General features: G+C 70.9%; 26 protein-coding genes. 19 read left to right on the forward strand and 7 right to left on the reverse strand.

Features of this window, described 5'->3' with window-relative positions:
* Positions 1-76: 76 nt before the first annotated feature.
* From ABZY45_RS06200 to ABZY45_RS06220, 5 genes are all read left to right on the forward strand, one after another.
* On the forward strand, positions 77-772 hold the full coding sequence (locus ABZY45_RS06200) for a DUF2993 domain-containing protein (protein WP_356736716.1): 696 nt from the start codon (positions 77-79) through the stop codon (positions 770-772).
* Positions 773-1,038: 266 nt separating this feature from the next.
* Positions 1,039-1,119, forward strand: coding sequence for a putative leader peptide (locus ABZY45_RS06205; RefSeq protein WP_350310325.1), 81 nt, complete (start codon positions 1,039-1,041; stop codon positions 1,117-1,119).
* A 150-nt stretch (positions 1,120-1,269) separates the two neighbouring features.
* Positions 1,270-2,109, forward strand: coding sequence for a sulfurtransferase (locus ABZY45_RS06210; protein WP_356736718.1), 840 nt, complete (start codon positions 1,270-1,272; stop codon positions 2,107-2,109).
* 48 nt (positions 2,110-2,157) lie between these two features.
* On the forward strand, positions 2,158-2,445 hold the full coding sequence (locus ABZY45_RS06215; protein WP_014154938.1) for a DUF1416 domain-containing protein: 288 nt from the start codon (positions 2,158-2,160) through the stop codon (positions 2,443-2,445).
* 202 nt (positions 2,446-2,647) lie between these two features.
* Positions 2,648-2,905 (forward strand): DUF3099 domain-containing protein, encoded by a 258-nt coding sequence (locus tag ABZY45_RS06220; protein ID WP_356736720.1) that lies wholly within the window; start codon positions 2,648-2,650, stop codon positions 2,903-2,905.
* 28 nt (positions 2,906-2,933) lie between these two features.
* Here ABZY45_RS06220 and ABZY45_RS06225 read toward each other — a convergent pair whose 3' ends face one another.
* Positions 2,934-3,296, reverse strand: coding sequence for a DsrE family protein (locus tag ABZY45_RS06225; RefSeq protein ID WP_073743536.1), 363 nt, complete (start codon positions 3,294-3,296; stop codon positions 2,934-2,936).
* A 105-nt stretch (positions 3,297-3,401) separates the two neighbouring features.
* On the opposite strand from ABZY45_RS06225, the gene ABZY45_RS06230 reads away from it, so the two are divergent.
* From ABZY45_RS06230 to ABZY45_RS06255, 6 genes are all read left to right on the forward strand, one after another.
* On the forward strand, positions 3,402-4,193 hold the full coding sequence (locus ABZY45_RS06230; protein ID WP_356736723.1) for a hypothetical protein: 792 nt from the start codon (positions 3,402-3,404) through the stop codon (positions 4,191-4,193).
* Positions 4,190-5,020 carry a hypothetical protein gene (locus tag ABZY45_RS06235; RefSeq protein WP_356736725.1) on the forward strand — a complete coding sequence of 277 codons (831 nt, stop codon included), beginning with the start codon at positions 4,190-4,192 and terminating at the stop codon, positions 5,018-5,020. The genes ABZY45_RS06230 and ABZY45_RS06235 overlap by 4 nt, the downstream gene beginning before the upstream one ends.
* The gene (locus ABZY45_RS06240; RefSeq protein ID WP_356736727.1) at positions 5,017-5,910 is read left to right on the forward strand and encodes a hypothetical protein; all 894 of its coding nucleotides are present in this window, start codon (positions 5,017-5,019) and stop codon (positions 5,908-5,910) included. Before ABZY45_RS06235 ends, ABZY45_RS06240 begins: the two co-directional genes overlap by 4 nt.
* A gap of 252 nt (positions 5,911-6,162) precedes the next feature.
* A complete protein-coding gene (locus tag ABZY45_RS06245) occupies positions 6,163-6,735 on the forward strand; it encodes an FABP family protein (protein WP_356736729.1) in 573 nt (190 codons plus the stop codon).
* 63 nt (positions 6,736-6,798) lie between these two features.
* Positions 6,799-7,266 carry a transcriptional repressor gene (locus tag ABZY45_RS06250; protein ID WP_356736731.1) on the forward strand — a complete coding sequence of 156 codons (468 nt, stop codon included), beginning with the start codon at positions 6,799-6,801 and terminating at the stop codon, positions 7,264-7,266.
* A 48-nt stretch (positions 7,267-7,314) separates the two neighbouring features.
* Positions 7,315-8,280, forward strand: a complete 966-nt coding sequence (locus ABZY45_RS06255) for a folate-binding protein (RefSeq protein WP_356736733.1) — start codon at positions 7,315-7,317, stop codon at positions 8,278-8,280.
* Positions 8,281-8,320: 40 nt separating this feature from the next.
* Here ABZY45_RS06255 and dtd read toward each other — a convergent pair whose 3' ends face one another.
* On the reverse strand, positions 8,321-8,770 hold the full coding sequence (gene dtd / locus ABZY45_RS06260; protein WP_356736735.1) for a D-aminoacyl-tRNA deacylase: 450 nt from the start codon (positions 8,768-8,770) through the stop codon (positions 8,321-8,323).
* Positions 8,771-8,885: 115 nt separating this feature from the next.
* Here dtd and ABZY45_RS06265 point away from each other — a divergent pair, with 115 nt between their 5' ends.
* From ABZY45_RS06265 to ABZY45_RS06275, 3 genes are all read left to right on the forward strand, one after another.
* Positions 8,886-9,560: an ABC transporter substrate-binding protein gene (locus tag ABZY45_RS06265; RefSeq protein ID WP_356736737.1), complete on the forward strand. Its 675-nt coding sequence runs from the start codon at positions 8,886-8,888 to the stop codon at positions 9,558-9,560.
* 51 nt (positions 9,561-9,611) lie between these two features.
* Positions 9,612-10,598, forward strand: coding sequence for an asparaginase (locus tag ABZY45_RS06270; protein ID WP_356736739.1), 987 nt, complete (start codon positions 9,612-9,614; stop codon positions 10,596-10,598).
* A 74-nt stretch (positions 10,599-10,672) separates the two neighbouring features.
* A complete protein-coding gene (locus tag ABZY45_RS06275) occupies positions 10,673-11,923 on the forward strand; it encodes a GNAT family N-acetyltransferase (RefSeq protein WP_356736741.1) in 1,251 nt (416 codons plus the stop codon).
* Between the two features lie 52 nt (positions 11,924-11,975).
* Here ABZY45_RS06275 and ABZY45_RS06280 read toward each other — a convergent pair whose 3' ends face one another.
* Both ABZY45_RS06280 and ABZY45_RS06285 read right to left on the reverse strand, forming a co-directional pair.
* Positions 11,976-12,803, reverse strand: a complete 828-nt coding sequence (locus tag ABZY45_RS06280) for an alpha/beta hydrolase (protein WP_356736743.1) — start codon at positions 12,801-12,803, stop codon at positions 11,976-11,978.
* A gap of 226 nt (positions 12,804-13,029) precedes the next feature.
* Positions 13,030-13,194: a hypothetical protein gene (locus ABZY45_RS06285; protein ID WP_356736745.1), complete on the reverse strand. Its 165-nt coding sequence runs from the start codon at positions 13,192-13,194 to the stop codon at positions 13,030-13,032.
* Positions 13,195-13,453: 259 nt separating this feature from the next.
* Between ABZY45_RS06285 and ABZY45_RS06290 the strand changes: the two genes are divergently transcribed.
* The 3 genes from ABZY45_RS06290 to ABZY45_RS06300 all read left to right on the forward strand — a co-directional run bounded on the left by ABZY45_RS06290 (position 13,454) and on the right by ABZY45_RS06300 (position 16,379).
* Complete coding sequence (locus tag ABZY45_RS06290; RefSeq protein ID WP_356736747.1) at positions 13,454-14,383, forward strand: GntR family transcriptional regulator; 930 nt, start codon at positions 13,454-13,456, stop codon at positions 14,381-14,383.
* Positions 14,384-14,385: 2 nt separating this feature from the next.
* Positions 14,386-15,207, forward strand: a complete 822-nt coding sequence (locus ABZY45_RS06295) for an HAD family hydrolase (protein ID WP_356736749.1) — start codon at positions 14,386-14,388, stop codon at positions 15,205-15,207.
* A gap of 74 nt (positions 15,208-15,281) precedes the next feature.
* The gene (locus ABZY45_RS06300) at positions 15,282-16,379 is read left to right on the forward strand and encodes an aminoglycoside phosphotransferase family protein (RefSeq protein WP_356736751.1); all 1,098 of its coding nucleotides are present in this window, start codon (positions 15,282-15,284) and stop codon (positions 16,377-16,379) included.
* Here ABZY45_RS06300 and ABZY45_RS06305 read toward each other — a convergent pair.
* A complete protein-coding gene (locus tag ABZY45_RS06305; protein WP_356736753.1) occupies positions 16,360-17,133 on the reverse strand; it encodes an ABC transporter permease in 774 nt (257 codons plus the stop codon). The two genes, ABZY45_RS06300 and ABZY45_RS06305, sit on opposite strands and share 20 nt — an antisense overlap.
* Positions 17,126-18,070 carry an ATP-binding cassette domain-containing protein gene (locus ABZY45_RS06310; protein ID WP_356738681.1) on the reverse strand — a complete coding sequence of 315 codons (945 nt, stop codon included), beginning with the start codon at positions 18,068-18,070 and terminating at the stop codon, positions 17,126-17,128. The genes ABZY45_RS06305 and ABZY45_RS06310 overlap by 8 nt, the downstream gene beginning before the upstream one ends.
* Before the next feature lie 111 nt (positions 18,071-18,181).
* Here ABZY45_RS06310 and ABZY45_RS06315 point away from each other — a divergent pair, with 111 nt between their 5' ends.
* Positions 18,182-18,955, forward strand: a complete 774-nt coding sequence (locus ABZY45_RS06315) for a TetR/AcrR family transcriptional regulator (protein ID WP_356736755.1) — start codon at positions 18,182-18,184, stop codon at positions 18,953-18,955.
* Entirely contained in the window at positions 18,952-19,593 is a 642-nt protein-coding gene (locus tag ABZY45_RS06320; RefSeq protein ID WP_356736757.1) for a TetR family transcriptional regulator, read from the forward strand. Before ABZY45_RS06315 ends, ABZY45_RS06320 begins: the two co-directional genes overlap by 4 nt.
* A 131-nt stretch (positions 19,594-19,724) precedes the next feature.
* Here the strand turns inward: ABZY45_RS06320 and ABZY45_RS06325 are convergent, their stop codons facing one another.
* On the reverse strand, positions 19,725-20,222 hold the full coding sequence (locus ABZY45_RS06325; RefSeq protein WP_356736759.1) for a TIGR03618 family F420-dependent PPOX class oxidoreductase: 498 nt from the start codon (positions 20,220-20,222) through the stop codon (positions 19,725-19,727).
* Positions 20,223-20,226: the final 4 nt, after the last annotated feature.

Below are 20,226 nucleotides of genomic sequence, written 5' to 3' on the forward strand. Positions count from 1 at the left end.
CTCCGGGTGCGGCGCGTGGCGGCAGTAGGCTCACGGCACCAGAGGTCCGGCCGGTCCGAGTGGGGGAACAACAGGCATGCGCGCACTGCGAATACTGCTGATCATCGCTGTGGTGCTGGGCGGCGTCTTCGTCGCCGTGGACCGCGCCGCCGTGTATTTCGCCGAGTCGGAGGCCGAGGACCGGGTCGCCTTCGCCGGTGCCGACGCGGGCTCGACCGAGGTGTCCATCAAGGGCTTCCCCTTCCTGACGCAGGTGGCGGGTTCGGAGCTCGACCAGGTCGACGTCACGGTCAAGGACATCCGGGCCAGCGCGGCCGGCCGGGAGCTGCGGATCGGTGAGATCCGCGCCGAGCTGCACCAGGTCACCCTGGGCGCCGGCTACACCAGTGCGACGGCCTCCCGGGCCACCGGGACGGCCGTCGTCTCGTACGCGGCGCTCACCGCGGCGGCCGACGATGGGGTCACGGTCGCCTACGGCGGTGACGGCAAGGTCAAGGTCACCGGTTCGGTCCGTATCCCCCTGCTGAACCGCGAGCTCACGCGCAGCGTGCTGTCGACCGTCACCCTGGTCGACGGCGACACCGTCAAGGTCCACGCCGACGAGGTGCCGGGCGAGGGAATCCCCGGTCTCGAAGGTCTGGTCAGGCAGAAGACGGATTTCGAGCGGGGCATCAGCGGCCTCCCGGACGGTCTGAAGCTGGAGAAGATCGAGGTGGCGCCCGGCGGACTGGAGATATCGATGACGGGCGCCGACATCGACCTCGCCGGCTGAGGCCAGGCGCCACGGTCCTCGCGGACGGCCCCGGCCCGGCGGGTAGGGGCCGGACGGGCGGGGTAGGGGACCGCACGGGCGACCGGACAGTCGATCCGGATGATGAGACGGCCGGGTCCGATCCGTAGAAATCCGTCGCTACCCGCCGCCCCTCTCCGGGCCGGGGGTGGGGTTCAGGGTCAGCGCGTCTCGTATGGCGGACGATCGTGTCTCATCATGCGACACGACGGTGACATCTCCGCCCGTACCTCCCTACGATCGGACGCATGAAGCGACAGGCGGACCTCACGAAGCGGCGGGCAGTAGACCTGTGCCGCGTCGCCGCCATGCTCTGTCGCACCTTCTGAGCGGGACCTCTCCCGTCTTCCCCCCCGGTCCTTCGACTCTCTCAGGGCCGAGCCCGTGCCTTCCGTACGCGTTCCAGCACGCACCTGCGCGTACACCCCGCACCCGCACACCGCACCACCCCGCCGCAGACTGCCCCGGAGGAGAAACACATGAGCCGCGCAGACGTTCTGGTCGACGCCGACTGGGTCGAGGCCCACATCGACGACCCGCAGGTCGCCATCGTCGAGGTCGACGAGGACACCTCGGCGTACGAGAAGAACCACATCAAGAACGCGATCCGGATCGACTGGACCAAGGACCTCCAGGACCCGGTCCGCCGTGACTTCGTCGACCAGGCCGGCTTCGAGAAGCTCCTGTCCGAGAAGGGCATCGGCAACGACACGCTGGTCGTCCTCTACGGCGGCAACAACAACTGGTTCGCCTCGTACGCGTACTGGTACTTCAAGCTGTACGGCCACGAGAACGTCAAGCTGCTCGACGGCGGCCGCAAGAAGTGGGAGCTCGACTCCCGCGACCTGACCGACGCCGTCCCGACCCGCCCGGCCACCGAGTACAAGGCCAAGCCCCAGGACGAGTCGATCCGCGCCTACCGCGACGACGTCGTGAAGGCGATCGGCAACCAGAACCTCGTCGACGTGCGCTCGCCCGACGAGTTCAGCGGCAAGCTGCTCGCCCCGGCGCACCTCCCGCAGGAGCAGTCGCAGCGCCCCGGCCACGTGCCGAGCGCCCGCAACATCCCGTGGTCGAAGAACGCCAACGACGACGGCACCTTCAAGTCGGACGACGAGCTCAAGGCCCTCTACGAGGACGAGCAGGTCGACCTGTCGAAGGACACCATCGCCTACTGCCGCATCGGTGAGCGCTCCGCGCTCACGTGGTTCGTGCTGCACGAGCTGCTCGGCCAGGAGAACGTCAAGAACTACGACGGTTCGTGGACCGAGTACGGCTCCCTCGTGGGTGTGCCGATCGAGCTCGGCGCCAACAAGTAATTCCGCAGGATCCGATCAGCAGGACCCCGACCAGAAGGACAGAACACCATGTGTGGAGCACAGGCCGGCGGCCCCGACGCTTCGACGATCAAGCCGGGCGAGACCACGATCCAGGGCAGCGTGACCCGCGACGGCGAGCCGGTCACCGGCTACGTCCGTCTGCTGGACTCGACCGGTGAGTTCACGGCTGAGGTCCCGACCTCGGCGACCGGACAGTTCCGCTTCTACGCGGCCGAGGGCACCTGGACGCTGCGCGCCCTGGTTCCGGGCGGCACCGCCGACCGTACGGTCGTGGCGCAGACCGGTGGCCTCGCCGAGGTCGCCATCGCCGTGTAGTTCACGCGCACGAACGGCCGGAGGGCCGCACCCCAGGGGGTTGGACGCCACCTGTACCGGGGTGCGGCCCTTCGTGCCGTCCACGGGCATCCGGCCCCGGCCGCGCGGGCGGTCGGCGGGGTGCTGCTCGGGCGGCCGACGGGTGCCGCGCGGGTGCCGCGCGCAAGGAGAGTTCCGGGCCCGGGAGTTCTACGCTGGAGGTATGTACGCCCGGCGTAGGCGCCTCTACTTCCTGATGATGGGCGGATGCCTCTTCCTCTTCGTGTCCGCCTGGGCCTTCGTGCGCCTGTGGTCCGTCCCGGCGGCGGTGGCGATGTGCGTGGTCGCCATGGTCGTGCCGCCTGTCGCCGCCGTGATCGCCAACCGGCGGGGGCCGGACGACCGCTGGTGGGACGATCCCTCCGGCGACCCGCAGTCGGACGATTGGTGGGACGAACTCGACGGCAGGAAGCGCCGCTGAGGGCTGCCGGGACAGCCCCAGGGCGGGCTCAGTAGACGAGCGCCTGGGTGCCGTCCGTCATGGCCTCCTGTACGAAGACCTGGGCGCCCGCGATCCGTACACCCTCCAGGACGTCCTTCTCCGTGATGTCGCGCCGCGCCGCGCACTGGGTGCAGAGCGTGAGCCGTCCGCCCGCCAGGATCGAGTCCAGCAGGTCGGGCAGCGGTGCGGAGTGCGGCAGTTCGAACTCGGCGGCACGGCCCGGCAGGGCGAACCAGGCGGATTCACCGGTCAGCCACAGCGAGACCTCGACCCCGCTGGCGACGGCGACCGCTGCCACGGTGAAGGCCTGCGAGCAGCGCTCGGGGGCATCGGCTCCGGCGGTCACCTTGATCACGAGCTTCTTCGACATGTACCGAACTGTAATCCGCGGGCGGGCAACCTCCCCTGAGACCTGTGAGTCAGTTGTGTGCGCAGGTGATCGAACCTGGGCTTCAGGTCTCTTGGGGGGACCCTTTTGGAAGCGAACGACACCATTCCCGAGGTGCCGGCCGTCGCGCCTGCCGCCCCGGCGCGTCCTCGTCCACGCGGGCGAACGGCCCTGCTGATCGCGGCAGCCGCGCTGCTCGGCATCTCCGGCGGTACGGCGGTCGGATACGGCATCCAGGCCGAGCGGGCCCCGACGCCGCTGCCCGCACTGTCGCAGAAGGTGCTGGCCTACCCGGCGAAGGCGCTTCCCGCGGACAAGGTGCCGGCCCCGCTGCCCGCATCGCAGGACCGTCAGGTCAGGACGGACGGTGACCTGCGCAAGCTGCTCATCGACCGCCCGGCGGGCTGGAGCGAGAACAAGGACGCGGACTGGCTGGACGACGGCTGGGTGAGCGTGGGGGACCTCGCGCGCGAATTCACCAGCGACGACACCACGTACGAGTACTTCCTGGAGTCCGACATACGCCGCATCGCAGCGGCCGCCTGGAAGAAGGGCGCGCACGGCGAGGCGGAGATCCGTCTCGTCCAGTTCTCCTCCGGGGCGGACACCAGGGCCGCCGACTTCGCCGAGGGGCAGCGCTCGTACATGTCCGGGGCCGAACGGGGCGCTGGCAACGAAGGCGACGCGGTCAAGGGGAGTGGCGAGGGCCGCTACTACGTCTACGGAGTCGACCGGGAACCCGGTTATCTGCCCTTCTACCGGGCCAGGGCCGTCATGCACCGCGGCGACATCATGATCGAGGTCAATCTCTACGACACCCGGCCGATCAGCAAGAAGGACATCCGGACGCTGGCCGAGCGGCAGTTGGAGCGCGTGTGAACGACATGACCCCGCCCGAGCACTCCGGCACGGCACCGCTCGACACCCCGGACGCCGCCGGCACCCCGGTCGCACCCTCGCGGTCCCGCCGGGCCCGGCGGATCCTGCTCACGGCCCTGCCCTTCGTCCTGGTGCTGGGCGCAGTCGGAGGCGCCGCCGCGTACACGAAGGTCACGGTCGACGGCGCGGATCGCACCGTGGAGACCACGCTCTGGGAGGTGTCCGAGCGCAAGCCCGGCAAGGACCCCGCGGGCGCCATCGACCGGGGCCGTTCCGACACCGAACTCAGCAAGCTCCTGCTGCCGGTGCCCGAGGGCTACCGGCTCGGTCCGGACGACGCCGGGTACGGCAACGACGACGAGGTGGACGGCAGGCGAGCCGTCGCCACGATGAAGGAGTCCAGCCGAGGGCTGGCGGGCAAGAAGCGCCGGGAGTACGAGAAGCGGATCGACAAGCTCCGCGTGCAGGGCCTCGCTCTCCGGTCGTACGTCTCCGCGACCAACGACCTGGAGGTGCACGCCGAGATCGTGCGGATGAAGGACACGAACGCCGTCCGGAACTTCTACACCTTCCAGACAGAGCTGTTCGACTTCCTGGGGATCTTCCGCGACGGCCCGAAGGTCAAGGGTCACACCCGCAAGGCGACCTGTTACGTGCAGCCCAAAGACAGCAAGAGCGGCATCGAGGACATGGTGTGCGCGGCGTACGACGGCGAGCTGAGCATCACCTACCGGGCTACAGGCATCAAGCCCGTGGACAAGGCCGCCGTCGCCGCACTGCTGAAGGACCAGTTGGACCACATCACGTCCCCGGGGGAGTACGTATGACCGAGCAGACGGCCCCACCGGCCGACGTGGCCGTTCCCGCCACGACCACCCTCCCGCCGGTCCCGGAGGGCCCGCCGCCTCCTCCCGTGCAGGAGGAGCACCCCGCGCCCACCGCACCCCGTCCGCCGCGCCGCGTCCTGCGCGCCGTGGCCCGGTGGACGGCCGCCGTGCTCGTCATGGGCGGGCTGGGAGCCGGCACGGTCGCCGGCATCACGTCGATGAAGCGCACCGACGTACCGGGCCTCGCCACCCGCGACGACGGGCGGTGGGACTTCCCGGCACTGACCCTGCCCGCCCTGCCTGCCGACGCGCCCCGTCCGTTCAGCGATTCCAATATCGCGGAGGTCCACCACGCGGACCTGCGGCGCCTGCTGGTGCCGGCTCCTGCCGGTGCCACCGCGGTCAAGGGCCTCGACGGCGGGTGGGTGGACACCGCCCGGTACGTCACCGAGTACGGCAAGGGCGACCGGGCCGCTCTCACCCAGCACCTGAAGGACTCCGCCCTGCGGCACATAGCCGCGCGCGGCTGGACCATGCCGGACGGCACGTCGTCCCGCGTCTATCTGCTCCAGTTCAACTCGGTCGCGTACTCCACGGCCTTCCACGACGAGATCTACGAGCACGAGTCGCTCGACTCGCTGCCGCTCCCTCTCGCCGGGACCACCGAGCCCGTGTTCGACGAGGACTGGACCGCCACGGCCGGGGCGGAATTCACCACGGCGCATGTCTACTCGGAGCCCGAGCCGTACGGCGCCGAGCAGGTCCGCTTCGCCTACGTACTGGCGGGGGACACCGTCGCCCTGATCGTCCACAGCCGCAAGGGCGAGGCCGGAACGGAGGCCGTTCCCTTCCACCAGACGCTGATCCTCCAGAACCAGCTGCTCGGCTGACCGCGCCCGGGAAACCCCGGGCCGCCGTGCCGGGCCCCCACCCATTAGGCTGGGGGCCCGGCCGTCCGCTGCCGTCATGTCGTTCGTCCCGAGGAGCTCCCGTGCTTGAGGCTTTCTTCTCCGCCCTGCTGGTCCTGGTGTGTGTCGGCGTGCTCGCCTTCGCAGCGGTGACCGTGAAGAAGCTGTACCAGGGCCAGCGCTGACCCTCGCCGAACACCTTCCGTACACCCTCACAGATCGTCTGAGCCGCTCATGATCGAGATTCCGTCCGACCTCCACCCGGACCTCGTGCCGCTGGCCTTCCTCCTCGGTAACTGGGCGGGTGCGGGAGTCTCCGACTTCCCCGGTGCCGAGAAGTGCAACTTCGGCCAGGAAGTGACCTTCAGCCACGACGGCCGTGACTTCCTGGAGTACGTCTCGCACTCCTGGGTCCTGGACTCCGAGGGCAAGCAGGTCAAGCCGCTGGAGTCCGAGTCCGGTTACTGGCGCATCGACAAGGACCGCAAGGTCGAGATCGTCATGGTCCGCGACCAGGGCATCGTCGAGGTCTGGTACGGCGAGCTGGCGAAGCAGAAGCCGCAGATCGACCTGGTCACGGACGCGGTGGCCCGCACGGCGGCCTCCGGCCCGTACAGCGGCGGCAAGCGGCTCTACGGCTACGTGAACAGCGACCTGATGTGGGTCGGCGAGAAGGCCACCCCCGACGTGGAGCTGCGGCCGTACATGTCCGCGCACCTCAAGAAGGTCGTCACCCCCGAAGAGGTCGCCGCGATGGCGAAGAGCCTCGGGGACATGCCGGACGACGGCATCGCCTTCTTCAAGTAGGCCGTCCCGGCCGCTCCGGCCGGATCCGGCGGACCGGTGCTCGCCCCGCCCTACACTGGGGCTGTGGTGAGCACCGACTGGAAGACAGATCTTCGGCAGCGTGGCTACCGGCTGACGCCTCAGCGTCAGCTCGTCCTGGAGGCCGTGGACGCCCTCGAGCACGCGACCCCCGACGACATCCTCTGCGAGGTGCGCAAGACGGCGTCGGGGGTGAACATCTCCACCGTCTACCGGACCCTGGAGCTCCTGGAGGAGCTCGGGCTCGTCAGCCACGCCCACCTCGGGCACGGCGCCCCGACGTACCACCTGGCCGACCGCCACCACCACATCCACCTCGTCTGCCGTGACTGCACGGACGTCATCGAGGCCGATGTCGACGTGGTCGCCGACTTCACCGAGAAGCTGCGGAACACCTTCGGTTTCGAGACCGACATGAAGCACTTCGCGATCTTCGGGCGTTGCGCCGACTGCGCTGCGAAGGCGGCGGAGGCGGGTCCAGCAGCGCCGGGGGAGACCGCCGGCGAGCGGTAGGCCCGGACGGCCCGGTCCGTACGCCGGTCCGGGTCGTACGCTGGTCGCATGAAGAGCCCCTTGCTGTCCCTGCCCGGCGCCGTCCCCGCCGAGGGGCGCGACGAAGGCGTCGCCGCGCACTACGGCGACCTGTTCCGCGAGCAGCGCGCACTCGCCGACGGCGGTGGCCTGGTCGACCTCTCGCACCGCGGTGTCGTCACGGTCACCGGCGACGACCGGCTGACCTGGCTGCACCTGCTGCTCACCCAGCACGTCAGCGACCTTGCGCCGAACGAGGCGACCGAGGCGCTGATCCTCTCGGCCAACGGGCACATCGAGCACGCCCTCTACCTGGTCGACGACGGCGCGACGGTGTGGATGCACACCGAGCCGGAGACCCAGGGCGAGCTGATCGCGTATCTGGAGTCGATGAAGTTCTTCTACCGGGTGGAGGTCGCCGACCGCACGGAGGACTTCGCCGTCGTGCACCTCCCCGCCGGTTCCATCGCCGAGGTGCCGGACGGCATCGCCGTACGGGAGACGGCGCACGGCCGTGATCTCTTCCTGCCCCGGGGAGACCTGGAGGCCTACGCGGCGGCGCACGGCCCCGTGGCCGGGATCCTGGCCTACGAGGCGCTGCGCATCGAGGCACACCGCCCGCGTGTGGGCTTCGAGACCGACCACCGGACGATCCCGCACGAGCTCGGCTGGATCGGCACCGCCGTCCACCTCCAGAAGGGCTGCTACCGGGGGCAGGAGACCGTCGCCCGCGTCCACAACCTGGGGAAGCCGCCGCGCCGCCTCGTCTTCCTGCACCTGGACGGCAGCGAGGTCCACCTGCCCGGCCACGGCACGCCGATCCGGCTCGCGGCCGACGGTGAGGAGGGCCGCCAGCTCGGGTTCGTCACCACGTCCGCCCGTCACCACGAGCTGGGCCCGATCGCCCTGGCGCTGGTGAAGCGGAACGTCGCCGTGGACGCGGAACTCATCGCCGGTGACACGGCTGCGGCCCAGGAGACGGTCGTCGAGCCGTAGGAGTCCTACGCACCGCCGTCCAGCCGGACCGCTCGCGGTGCTAGACCTCGACCAGCACGGTGAACGGGCCGTGGTTCGTGAGCGAGACCCTCATGTCCGCTCCGAACCGGCCCGTCTCCACCTGGGCGCCGAGCGCACGCAGCTGGGTCACGACCTCGTCGACCAGCGGCTCCGCGATCTCGCCCGGCGCGGCGGCGTTCCACGTGGGCCTGCGGCCCTTCCTGGCGTCCCCGTAGAGAGTGAACTGCGAAATGACCAAAAGCGGTGCATTCACGTCCGAGCAGGACTTCTCGCCCTCCAGGATCCGCAGGGTCCACAGCTTGCGGGCGAGCTGCGCCGCCTTCTCCGCCGTGTCGCCGTGAGTGACCCCCACCAGCACACACAGCCCCTCGCCGACGATTTCGCCGACCGTCCCGGTCCCCGGGGAATCGTCCGCGGCGCCCGCGACGGTGACGCTCGCGCCGTCCACTCTCTGTATCACTGCACGCATACAGACCAACCTATCTTGGGCTGAACGGGTACAGAGCACCTGCGTGAACACCCTGCGTAGTGGCACCATGCACGATGTCGGTGTGCCGACGCACCGGTCGAGGGGACGGAACATCATGACGACACGTGGAACCGGGCCATCGCCCGGTGCCGTACCAGTGACACGTACATCCGGCAGTCCGCGGCCCCCGGTGCAGCGGACCGTCGAGGCTCCCGGCCAGCTCTCCGCGCCGCCCGTACAGCTGCCGGGCGCGGTGTCCGTGCCGGGGCAGACCGGTGGCGGAGCGGGGGAGGGCCTGGCCTCCCTGCGCGCGCAGCCGGAGTTCGGCGGGCTGGGCCTGCCGGACCTGCGCACCCGGCGGCGTGAGGCGCAGCGTGACGAGGCGGACCTCAGCTATGTCCGCCGGCTGGTCCAGGGCCGGATCGACATCCTGCGGGCCGAGCTGGCGCGCCGAGGGGGTCCCCAGTCGCCCGTGGTGGACCGGCTCTCGGAGATCCTCGCCGACACCCCGTCGGTGCACCGTTCCTCGGTGCGGCACGTCACCCTCACCACACCGCGCAGCGACGAGTACCGGCAGCTGGCGGAGGACACGCTGGCGGAGGTCGGGCTCTCCGACCTCGACGCCCGTACGGACGAAGAGCTGCTCACCGCCATGGGGCGGCTCGTCCGCTACGAGCAGCAGGTCTCCCGGCGCCGTCACCGGCTCCAGCGGACCGTCGACGATTGCAGCGCGGAGATCGCCCGCAGGTACCGTGACGGAGAAGCACAAGTAGAGGACCTGCTCGCCTGAAGTGACCCTTCCGGGGGCGGGTCACGCCCGTCCCCGGAAGGCCGCCACCCCATGACCTCCTCCATAGCGTCGTCCGCCCCCCGCCCGCCCTCGTCGCCAGTGCTCCCGGTGCTCGCCGAGGTGGTGCGGTCCGGATTCACCGAGGGCCACCATCGGGGCTCTCTGGTGGTACTGGCCGCGGACGGGAGCGTCGAACTCGCGCTCGGCGATCCGGCGGCGCCGGTCTTCCCCCGCTCGTCCAACAAGCCGATGCAGGCCGCCGCGATCCTGCGCGCCGGGCTGGAGCTCTCGGGGGAGCGGCTGGCGCTGGCGGCCGCGAGCCACTCGGGCGAGGCCTTCCACCTGGAGCTGGTGCGCACGATGCTCGCCGAGCACGGTCTGAAGCCGGACGACCTGCGGACGCCGCCCGATCTGCCGCTGGACCCCGTCGAGGCGGAGGCGTACCTCGCGGCAGGGGGAGTGCGGGAGCCGCTCACGATGAACTGCTCGGGCAAGCACGCGGCGATGCTCGCCGTCTGCGTACGCAACGGCTGGGACACGGAGGGCTATCTCGACCCGGCGCACCCCTTGCAGCGGCTGGTGGGCGAGGTGGTCGCGGAGGCGGCCGGCGAGCCGGTCGCGGCGGTCGGCACGGACGGTTGCGGGGCGCCGCTGATGGCGATCGGACTGGTGGGCCTGGCCCGGGCGTTCCGCTCGTTCGTGCTGGCCGAGCCGGGCACGGCGGAGCGCCGGGTCGCGGACGCGATGCGGGCGCACCCGGAATACGTCGCGGGTACCCGGAGGCCGGACACCTGGCTGATGCGGGAGGTGCCGGGCGCGCTCTCCAAGATGGGTGCGGAGGCGGTCCAGGCGCTGGCACTTCCGGACGGCAGGGCGCTCGCCTTCAAGATCGACGACGGTGCGACGCGCGCCCTGGGGCCGGTGCTGGCCCGTTCGCTCGGGCTGCTGGGCATCGAGGGCCCGGTGGTCTCCCGCATCGGAAGCGCGCCGCTGCTGGGCGGCGCGGCTGAGGTCGGCGAGGTCCGGGCGGCGTTCTGAGGGACGGCCCCGGCAAGGGCGGCGGCCGGAAAAGCGCGCGACATCCCGGGCCGCCTGTGCCTAGCGTGGGCCGTATGAGCCTTGATCCGCGTACCGTCTCCGCCGCCGAGTTCCCCGACTGGACGCGTGCTGTGGGCACCGGGTTCCTGAGGTCGGATCCGGTGCCGGAGGAGGAGATCGCGGTGCGGATGGCCCACGTCGATCTGTCCCGCGTGCAGGGGGTGTTCGATGCCGGGCGGTGCGTGGCCACCTTCCGGTCGTTCGCGCAGGAGCTGACCGTGGTCGGCGGCGCCACGGTGCCGGCCGACGCGATCACCGGCGTGACGGTGACCCCCACGCACCGCCGCCGCGGGCTGCTCGGCCGGATGATGGCCGCGGACCTGGCGGCGGCGAAGGAGCGCGGCGACGTGGTCGCCTCGCTGATCGCGGCGGAGTACCCGATCTACGGACGGTACGGCTTCGGCCCGGCCTCCTGGACCACCGAGTGGGAGATCGACGTGCCGCGCGCGGGTCTGGACCCGCGCGCGAGGGTCCCCTCCGAGGCGGACGGCGGGCGGATCGAACTGGTCGACGGAGCTGACGTACGCAAGCTGGGGCCCGAGCTCCACGGGCGGCTGGCGGCCCGGCAGCACGGCGTCGTCTCCCGCGACGAGCGCTGGTGGCAGCGCGGTACCGGGGTGGATGTCCCGGCGGCCGACGGGTGGAAGGAACCCTTCCACGCGGTGTACCGGTCGGCGGACGGAGAGACGGACGGCCTGATCACCTATCGCGCCGACGACCACTGGGGCGACCGGAAGCAGCCGCTGAACACGGCGAGGGTCGCCAACATGATCGCCGCAAGTCCGGAGGCGGAGCGCGCCCTGTGGCGGTTCGTCTGCTCCATCGACTGGATAACGACGGTCCGTACCGGCTACCGGGCCCCCGACGACCTGCTCCCGCTGTTCCTCCCCGACCCGCGCGCCGCCCGTCCCGTGACCCAGGCGGACTGGCTGTGGCTGCGTGTCCTGGACGTCTGCCGGGCCCTGGAAGCACGTACGTACGCGAGCGAGGCCGCCCTGGTCCTGGACGTGCGGGACGCGTCGGGCCTGTCGGGCGGCCGTTTCCTGCTGGAGGCGACCCCGTCCGGGGCTTCCTGCACGCCCACGACCCGGGGAGCGGATCTCGCCCTGGACGTCGCGGAACTGGGCGCACTGCTCCTGGGTGACGAGTCGCCGGTGCGGCTGGCGGCGCTGGGACGGCTCGACGAGCACCGGCCGGGTGCGGCTGTGCTGGCGGACACGCTGTTCCGCGCGCCGCGGCGGGCGTGGTGTCCGGACATCTTCTGAGACGTACGAAGGTGCCCGCGCCGGTGACGGGGGCACCTGACACCTGACCGCGTCAGCTCCTGAGGAAGTCCAGCAGGTCCTTGTTGAACCTCTCCTTGTCGCCCGGGACGAGCGCGATGCCGTGGGAGCCGCCCTCGTACACCTTGAGCTTCGCGTCCGGCACCAGCTTCGCGGTCTTGCGGCCGGTCGCGTCGATGGGCACGATCTGGTCGTCGTCACCGTGGACGACGAGCGTGGGGATGTCGAACTTCTTCAGGTCCTCGTGGAAGTCCGTCGAGGCGAAGGCGTCCACGCAGTCGACGCCGCCCTCGATGGTCTGGGCCATGGCCATGTACCAGAAGGCGTCGAGGTTGCCCTGGGTGACCTTGTTGCCGGCCCGGTTCGAGCCGAAGAAGCCGACGGCGGTGTCCTTCCAGAACTGCGAACGCTCGGTCAGGATGCCCTTCTTGATGTCGTCGAAGACCTGCTGGGGCACCCCCTCCGGGTTGTCCGGGCCCTGGAGCATCAGCGGCGGGACCGCGGAGAGCAGGACGGCCGACCGGACGCGGTCGGTGCCGTGCCGGCCGACGTAGCGGGCCAGCTCGCCGCCGCCCATGGAGTGGGCCACCAGGGTGACGTCCCGGAGGTCGAGCCGGGTGACGAGGTCGTTCAGGTCGTCGGCGAAGGTGTCGAAGTCGTAGCCGTCGTAGACCGGCGTGGAGCGCCCGTGGCCGCGGCGGTCGTGGGCGATGCCCCGGAAGCCGGCGTCGGCCACCGCCTTGAGCTGGTCCTGCCAGGCGTCGCCGTTCAGCGGCCAGCCGTGGATGAAGATTACGGGGCGGCCGTTGCCCCAGTCCTTGTAGAAGATGTCGACACCGTCGCGGGTCGTGCAGATCGGCATGGCGTACCTTTCGGCTCTGTGGCAGCCCGGTCACCGGGCGGCGGCCCCTGTCGGACGGGCGCACCCGACGGACCGAGGCCGCCGGGCAGGGTGTGGCGCGCGTTCACGGGTCCCCGTCCCATCTTCCACATCGCGACACAGGGTGCATTTCGGGCGCGCGGCGGGCCTTCGGCCCTTCCGCCGCCGGGACCTGTTTCGCCGGCGTGGACCGCCGGCGAAACAGGTCTCAGTCGCCAGGCGCGAACAGCAGGGCCAGGACGAGTGCTCCGGCGCAGGCGAGGTTCGCGTTGCCGACCTTGAGGCCGAAGCTCAGCAGGGTGACACCGACGGTGCCCATGACGCCGTACTTCCACTGAATGATCTGCTCGAGGCCCAGGGTGAACAGGGGCATGGTGGTCACTCCTTCCCAGGTGCGGGACAGGCGCGGACGCGCCTCTGGGTGGGGGAGACCGGCGACTTCGCGCGACGCTGCGCAAGAACCGAACAACTGCCGTACAAGTCCCCCGTTTTGACTTGTCGTACTTATGCCTCTGAGGGACGCGCCGCAAACTTGTCTGGTTATTTGGTTAGTTGTAGGTTCTGTGGATGTCGGGCGTCATGGTTGTGCGTGGCATCTGACCTTGTCGGTAGGGAAGTTGTAGGGTTGCGGTGTGACAAGTCATGGTTCCGCCCCGCGTGATGCCAAGTTCCAGTACCTCTGGGTCGCAGACGAGCTGCGCAAGGAGATCAACAGCGAGGCGCACAGGCCCGGCGAGCGCCTTCCGACGCAGGAGGAGCTGGCCACGCGCTTCGGCGTGTCACGCGCGACGGTCAATCAGGCGCTCTCCGTCCTGCGCAAGGAGGAGCTGATCGTCACCCGGCAGGGGAGCGGGTCCTTCGTGGCGTCCGAGCCCGGGGAGCCCGCCCATGTGCCGGGGCCCTCCAGGAGCCCGGAGAACAAGGTGTGGGCCGTCGTCTCGGAGCGCGTGCCGCCCGTGCTGCTCAAGCCGTATCTGGTGGAGGCGTTCGAGGCCAACGTGGTCAAGCTCGACGTCTTCTCGATGACCACCGAGTCGCTCGCCGCCCGGGTCGTCGACCAGAAGGACCGCATCGTCGCCGGTGAGATCAGTCCGCCCCGCAGCATCACGGCGCGGCTGCTGCTCCCCGACACCGACTCGTCCGCCCTGGCGATCCCCCGGCAGGTCTCGGGGGAGGACGATCCGCGGGTGCGTCAGCGGCTCGGCGGCATCCTGCGGAGCCATGTGACGATGCTGCGCTCGGCCCTCTACGAACTCCGCCGGCTCAAGCTGGTGGAGGAGGTGGCGGTGCAGGTGCGGATGGTCCCCTTCGCACCCCAGATGAAGCTGTACATCCTGAACAACCGCGTGGTGCTCCAGGGCTTCTACATCCCCGAGGAGGGCACGGCGACCCTGGAGGACGGCGAGGAGGTGGCGACGTACGACGCGTACGGCACCGGCGCCACGCTGTATCCCTTCCGGGCCTCGGCCGACTCCACGCCCGAGCAGGCCGGGGTGGTGCGGGCGGCACGGAAGTTCTTCGACGCCAACTGGGACAACCTCGCCACGAAGGTGACGTTCTGACCGTGCACGGTACGACGATCCCGCCGACGGGCGCCGCGAAGAGGACCGACGACATGACTGCCGAGCCCGGAGCCATGCCCGCAGAGGCGCCCGGGGCCGCCGCGCTCCTCTCGGCGGCGGAATGCGTCCTCTTCGACTTCGACGGCCCCCTGTGCCGTCTGTTCGCCGCCCGCCCGGCCGCCGGCGTGGCGGCCCGGCTGGCCGAGGAGCTGCGCGCGTCCGGATGCGACCCCGAGGTGCTGGCCTCGAGGACGGACGACCCGCTGGCTCTGCTCCAGGAGGTCGCCAAGCACCACGGCGACGGCCCGGTGACGGCCCACGCCGAGCAGCTCCTGACGGCGGAGGAGGCCGAGGCGGCCGCCGGGGCCACACCGACGGAGCACGCGCTGGAGCTGATCGGGGCCCTCGGCTCCGGAGGCTGGAAGCAGGCCGTCACGACCAACAACTCTCCCGTGGCGGTGGCCCGTTTCCTCCGGCGGCACGAATCCTCCGTCCTGGTGGCCGAGCACATCCACGGGCGTACGTCCGACCCCGCGCTCCTCAAACCCGATCCCCACTGCCTGGTCCGCGCCCTGGAGTCGACCGGCACGGTCGCCGCGGCGGCCGTGATGATCGGGGATTCCCCCGCGGACTGCCTGGCCGCCACAGCGGTCGGTGTACCGTTCATTGGCTATGCGGTGAATGAGCGCAAGCGCCGGGCACTCGAGGACGTCGGTGCCCGGTGCTCGGTGCGCTCGCTGCGGGGTCTGCTGGAGACGGCCCGGCAGCGTGTGCGGTCGAGGGAGCCGGGAGAGGGGCCGCTGACGGCCGGGGTCCACGGGTAGAGGCAGCTTCTGCCCGTGCGGGAACCGGCCAGGTGGCCGCTCGCGGCCCCCGTTCACGGTCGAGGGAGCAGGCGGTGACAGTCGCCACCACGGTGGACATGCGCGGGAGTCCGAGGGGCCGCCCCGGCCCGGTCTCCGACGGAACGGCCATCGAGGGCCCGTACAGAGGGCACTACCGCGAGACGTACGTCCTCGCCCTGCCGGGCGGCCCGTTGCGGTGCAAGGTGCACGAACCGCGTTCGGAGCTCTTCCGGTTCGACCGTACGAGCTTCGTCTCCGAGGACCGGCTGCTCCTGGACCTGCGGGGCCGGGTGAGCCGGATACCCGAGATCACGGTCCTCGACGAGCACGTCCTGCTCCAGGGGTTCATCGAGGGGCGCACGCTCGGCAGAAGCCTGGCCGGGACGCTCTCCGCCCGTCATGCCGCTCAGCTCGGGCAGCTCTTCGGCGAGCTGGTGGCCCTCGACACCGGTTCGATCGGTGCGAGACGGCTCCACGACCCGGCGGACCCGCCGGCCGACGGGGACACCGGCGCCTTCCTCGACAGCCTGATCACCTTCACGGAACAGCGGGTCTACCGCCTCCACCAGGAACGCTTCGGCTCGCTCTTCCGTGAACTCGGTGTCCGTGAAGAGGCGTTGGACGCACTCAGGGGCCGGGCGCGTGCTCTCACCGGCCGGCCGTTCACGCTCGTCCACGGAGATCTGCACCGGCTGAACTTCGTCGTGGACGCGGCGGACGATCTCTGGACCATCGACTGGGAGCTCGCCGTGATCGGTGATCCGCTGTACGACCTCGCCACGCATCTGCACCTGATGCGGTACTCCCCCCAGGAGGCCGCCCGGACCGCCCGCCTCTGGGCCGGTGCGGTGGAGAGCGTACGGCCGGAGTGCGCGAGGGGCTGGCGGGAGGATCTGGCGACGCTCCTGGCGTACAAGCGCGTCCAGTCCGTCTACACCGATGTGATCCGCGGAGCCATCGCGCTGGAGCAGCCGGGAGCCGGGCCCGTCCTGGGCCGGCTCCCGGTGACCGCGCACCGGGTCCGCGAGGTGCTGTCGCGGGCCCGGGTGCCGCTCGGCCTGGACGCGGTCCCCTCGCTCCGCCGGGTCATGGGCGCGTACGCCCGCTGGATCCAGGGCCCGTCCTCCGGCGTCAGCGGGTCCGCGTCCTGAAGAGCACCCGCGACAGGGCCACCGCCACCACGAGGGTCCCGGCCGCCCATGTCAGAGCGAGCCAGGGGGTGTTGCCCACCGGCTGGTCCAGCAGCAGGCCGCGCAGCGACTCGATGGCCGGGGTGACCGGCTGGTGCTCGGCGAAGCCGTGGAGCCAGCCCGGCATGGTGTCGACGGGGACGAACGCGCTGCTCGGGTAGGGCAGGAACGACATGAAGAAGGTGAACCCGCCGGCGGCCTCCGGAGTGCGGGCGAGCAGGCCGATGGCGGCCGAGAGCCAGGACAGGGCCACGATGCACGCGAGCAGCACCGCGGCGACGGCGAGCCAGCCGGCCGGTGTGGCGGCGGGGCGGAAGCCGATGAGCACGGCGACGCCGAACACCAGCGTGGTGGAGACCAGGTTGCGTACGGTGCTCGCCACGACGTGCCCGGCCAGGATGGACGTGCCGTCGATGTCCAGGGAGCGGAAGCGGTCGATGATGCCGCCCTTCATGTCCTCGCTCACCGCGACGGCGGTGGTGGCCGAGCCGAAGCCGGCGCAGAGGAACAGGACGCCGGGGACGACGTACATGACGTACGAGTCGTATGCGCCGCCGGTGTCGATCGCCCCGCCGAAGAAGTAGACGAAGATCAGCATCAGCAGGACCGGCAGCATCATCGAGGTGATGACGGCGTCGACGTTGCGACGGCTGACGAGGAGGCTGCGGCCGGTCAGGACCGTGGCGTGCGTGAGGATTCCGGGCGCGTCAGACATGGGCCGGTGCCTCCGTGGTGCCGGTGGTGAGAGCGAGGAACACGTCGTCGAGGGTCGCGCTGTGCAGGGAGAAGCGCTCCACGTCGGTGCGGTGCGGGTCGATGTCGTCGAGCAGGGCGCGCGCGTGGGCGGCCGTCCCGTCCGTGGGGATGCCGAGCGTGAGGGTCTCGGGGGAGTGGTGGACCGCGCGGGTGGCGAGCCGGAGGTAGGCCTCGCGGCTGCCGAGGACAAGGTCCAGGCGGTGTCCGGCGACCCGCGCCTTCAGAGTGTCCGGGGTGCCCTCGGCGACGATCCGGCCCTTGTCCAGGACGGCGATGCGGTCGGCGAGCTGGTCGGCCTCCTCCAGGTACTGGGTGGTGAGCAGAACCGTCGCGCCTCGGCCCGCGAGCTCGCGGACCACCTGCCACAGCTCGCGGCGGCTGCGCGGATCGAGGCCGGTGGTGGGTTCGTCGAGGAAGAAGACACCGGGTTCCGGTGAGCCGACCAGGCCCGCCGCGAGGTCCAGACGGCGCCGCATCCCACCGGAGTACGTACGCACCAGGCGCCGGGCGGCGTCGACGAGGCCGAAGCGGGTGAGCAGCTCGTCGGCCCGCTGCCGGGCCCGGGGGCGGCTCAGCCCGGTCAGCCGGGCCATCATCCGGAGGTTCTCCTCGCCCGTCAGCGTCTCGTCGACGGCGGCGAACTGCCCGGTCAGGCTGATGACCCGGCGCACCCGGCGCCGGTCCGCGACGACGTCGTGGCCGGCGATGCGCGCCGACCCGGAGTCGGGGGTCGTGAGGGTGGAGAGGATGCGCACCGTCGTCGTCTTGCCGGCGCCGTTGGGGCCGAGCAGGGCGTGGATCCCGGCGCGGGCGACGCGCAGGCCGACACCGTCCAGGACGCGGACCCGGGCGCCGGGTTTTCCGTAGGACTTGGTGAGGCCGTGTGCCTCGATCATGACGTCGTCGTTCACGATGATCCCCCTTGTGCGTATGGCATACGCGTTACTGCGTAAGCATTACGCAAATCTAGGATGGTGGCAAGCCAGTACTGCGGAAGGCGGCTTCGGGTGTCGGAGAACAACAGCGGGTCGGGCGGTACGGGCCTGCCGGCCAGCATCGAGGCCGCGTGGGGGCTGCGGGAGCGCCCGGTCAAGGGGCCGAAGCCCGGCCTCACGCTGGACCGGATCGTCGACGCGGCCGTGACGGTCGCCGCCTCGGAGGGTCTCCAGGCCGTCTCGATGGGCCGGGTCGCCAAGGAACTCGGCGCCTCCACGATGGCGCTCTACCGCTATGTCTCCGCCAAGGAGGAGCTGTTCGTCCTCATGCAGGAGGCCGCCATGGGCGCCCCCTCGCCGCTGCCCGCGCTGGAGGACGGAGCGGGCTGGCGAGAGGCGCTGAGCCAGTGGGCCTGGGCGCAGCGCCGGATGTTCCAGCGGAACCTGTGGTCCCTGCGCATCCCGATCGGTGGTCCGCCCGCCAGCCCTCGCATGGTGCTGTGGTGGGAACAGGGGCTCCAGGCCCTGTCGGGCAGCGGCCTGTCCCCGGGCGACAAGATCTCGGTCATCCTCCTCGTCTCGGGTTACGTACGGAACGAGGCGACGCTGATGAGTGACATCGCCACCACCGTCGAGGAAAAGGGAGTGTCTGCCGAGGAGTTCATGGCGCGGTGGGAGCGGACGGTGCGCAGGCTCGTCGACCCGGCACGGCATCCGGAGCTGGCGGCGCTGCTGGACACGGGGATCATGAGCGAACCGGACGAGCCCGACTACGAGTTCGTGTTCGGTCTCGAACGGATCCTCGACGGGGTCGAGGCGCTCATCGAGAAGGGATCACCGTCATGAGCGACAGGAGGACCGGCCTGCGTGAGCGCAAGAAGCAGCTGACCTACCAGGCGGTGTCCGAGGCGGCGATCTCGATGTTCCTGGAACGGGGCTTCGACCAGGTCTCGGTGGCCGAGGTGGCGGCGGCGGCCGACATCTCCAAGCCGACCCTGTTCCGCTACTTCCCGGCCAAGGAGGACCTGGTCCTGCACCGGTTCGCCGACCACGAGGACGAGGCGGCGCGCGTCGTCTCGGGCCGGGCGGACGGCCTCTCTCCGCTGGAGGCCCTGCGTGACCACTTCCTGGACGGCCTGGACCGCCGCGACCCGGTGACCGGTCTCTGTGACAACCCGCAGGTACTGGCCTTCCATCGGCTGCTCTACGGGACGCCGTCGCTCGTCGCCCGCATGTACGCCTACCAGGGCCGGTCGGAGGCCGCACTCGCCCGGGCCCTGGACCCCGGCAGCCGGGTAACGGCACAGCTCGCGGCGGGTCAGATCATCGCCGTACTGCGGATCCTGGCGATGGAGAACTGGCGGCGGATCGACGCGGGCGAGACCGCCGGCCAGGTGCACGACGACGCCGTGGCGGCGGCCCGCATCGCCTTCCGGCAGCTGGCGGACGGCCTGCGCGGCGCGGCTCCCGGGGGAGGGGCCTGAGCCGGCGGTGGAGCACGGCGCCGCGAGGTGGGGCAGGCCGCTCGACGGTGCCCGTCCCGGCCGCGCGGGCCCGCTTCGTCGCCGCCGCTCATGCCGATCCCGGGGTGCCGGGGTCGGGCCCGCTGGGCCGGTCACTCCTCGGCCGGCACGTCCAGGGCCGTGCCGTACAGCCTCGACACCCGGATCCGGAGCACCACGCGTTCCTCGGCCACCGCCTGCGCGAGAAAGGCCTGTTCGTCCGCCGGGTCATCGAACCCGGGTGTCAGTGACAGTAGTTCACGGCCCACCGCGTCACCGGCGCGGACGGACTTCTCCGAGACCTCGGCCTCGCCCTCGGCCACGGCGAACGACCAGACGTCACCGCCGTGCACGTGCAGCGAGGCATGGGGGTCGCGGCGCAGCATCCGGGTCTTGAGGCGTCCGGCGGTGGTGGAGACGCGTACGACCCTTTCCTCGGCGTCCCAGCGGTACAGCACGGTCGACAGGTGCGGATGGCCGGTGCCGCGTACGGCGGCGAGTACCCCGAACTGCTGCGTGGCGAGGATCTGTGACGCCTCCTGCTCGGTGAGGGCGCGGGGCGCGGGCCTGCTCTTCGGCTCGGCCGTCCCCTGTGCTCCGGTGGTGTTCACGTGG

The sequence above is a fragment of the Streptomyces sp. NPDC006516 genome, assembly GCF_040611875.1.
GTDB lineage: Bacteria > Actinomycetota > Actinomycetes > Streptomycetales > Streptomycetaceae > Streptomyces.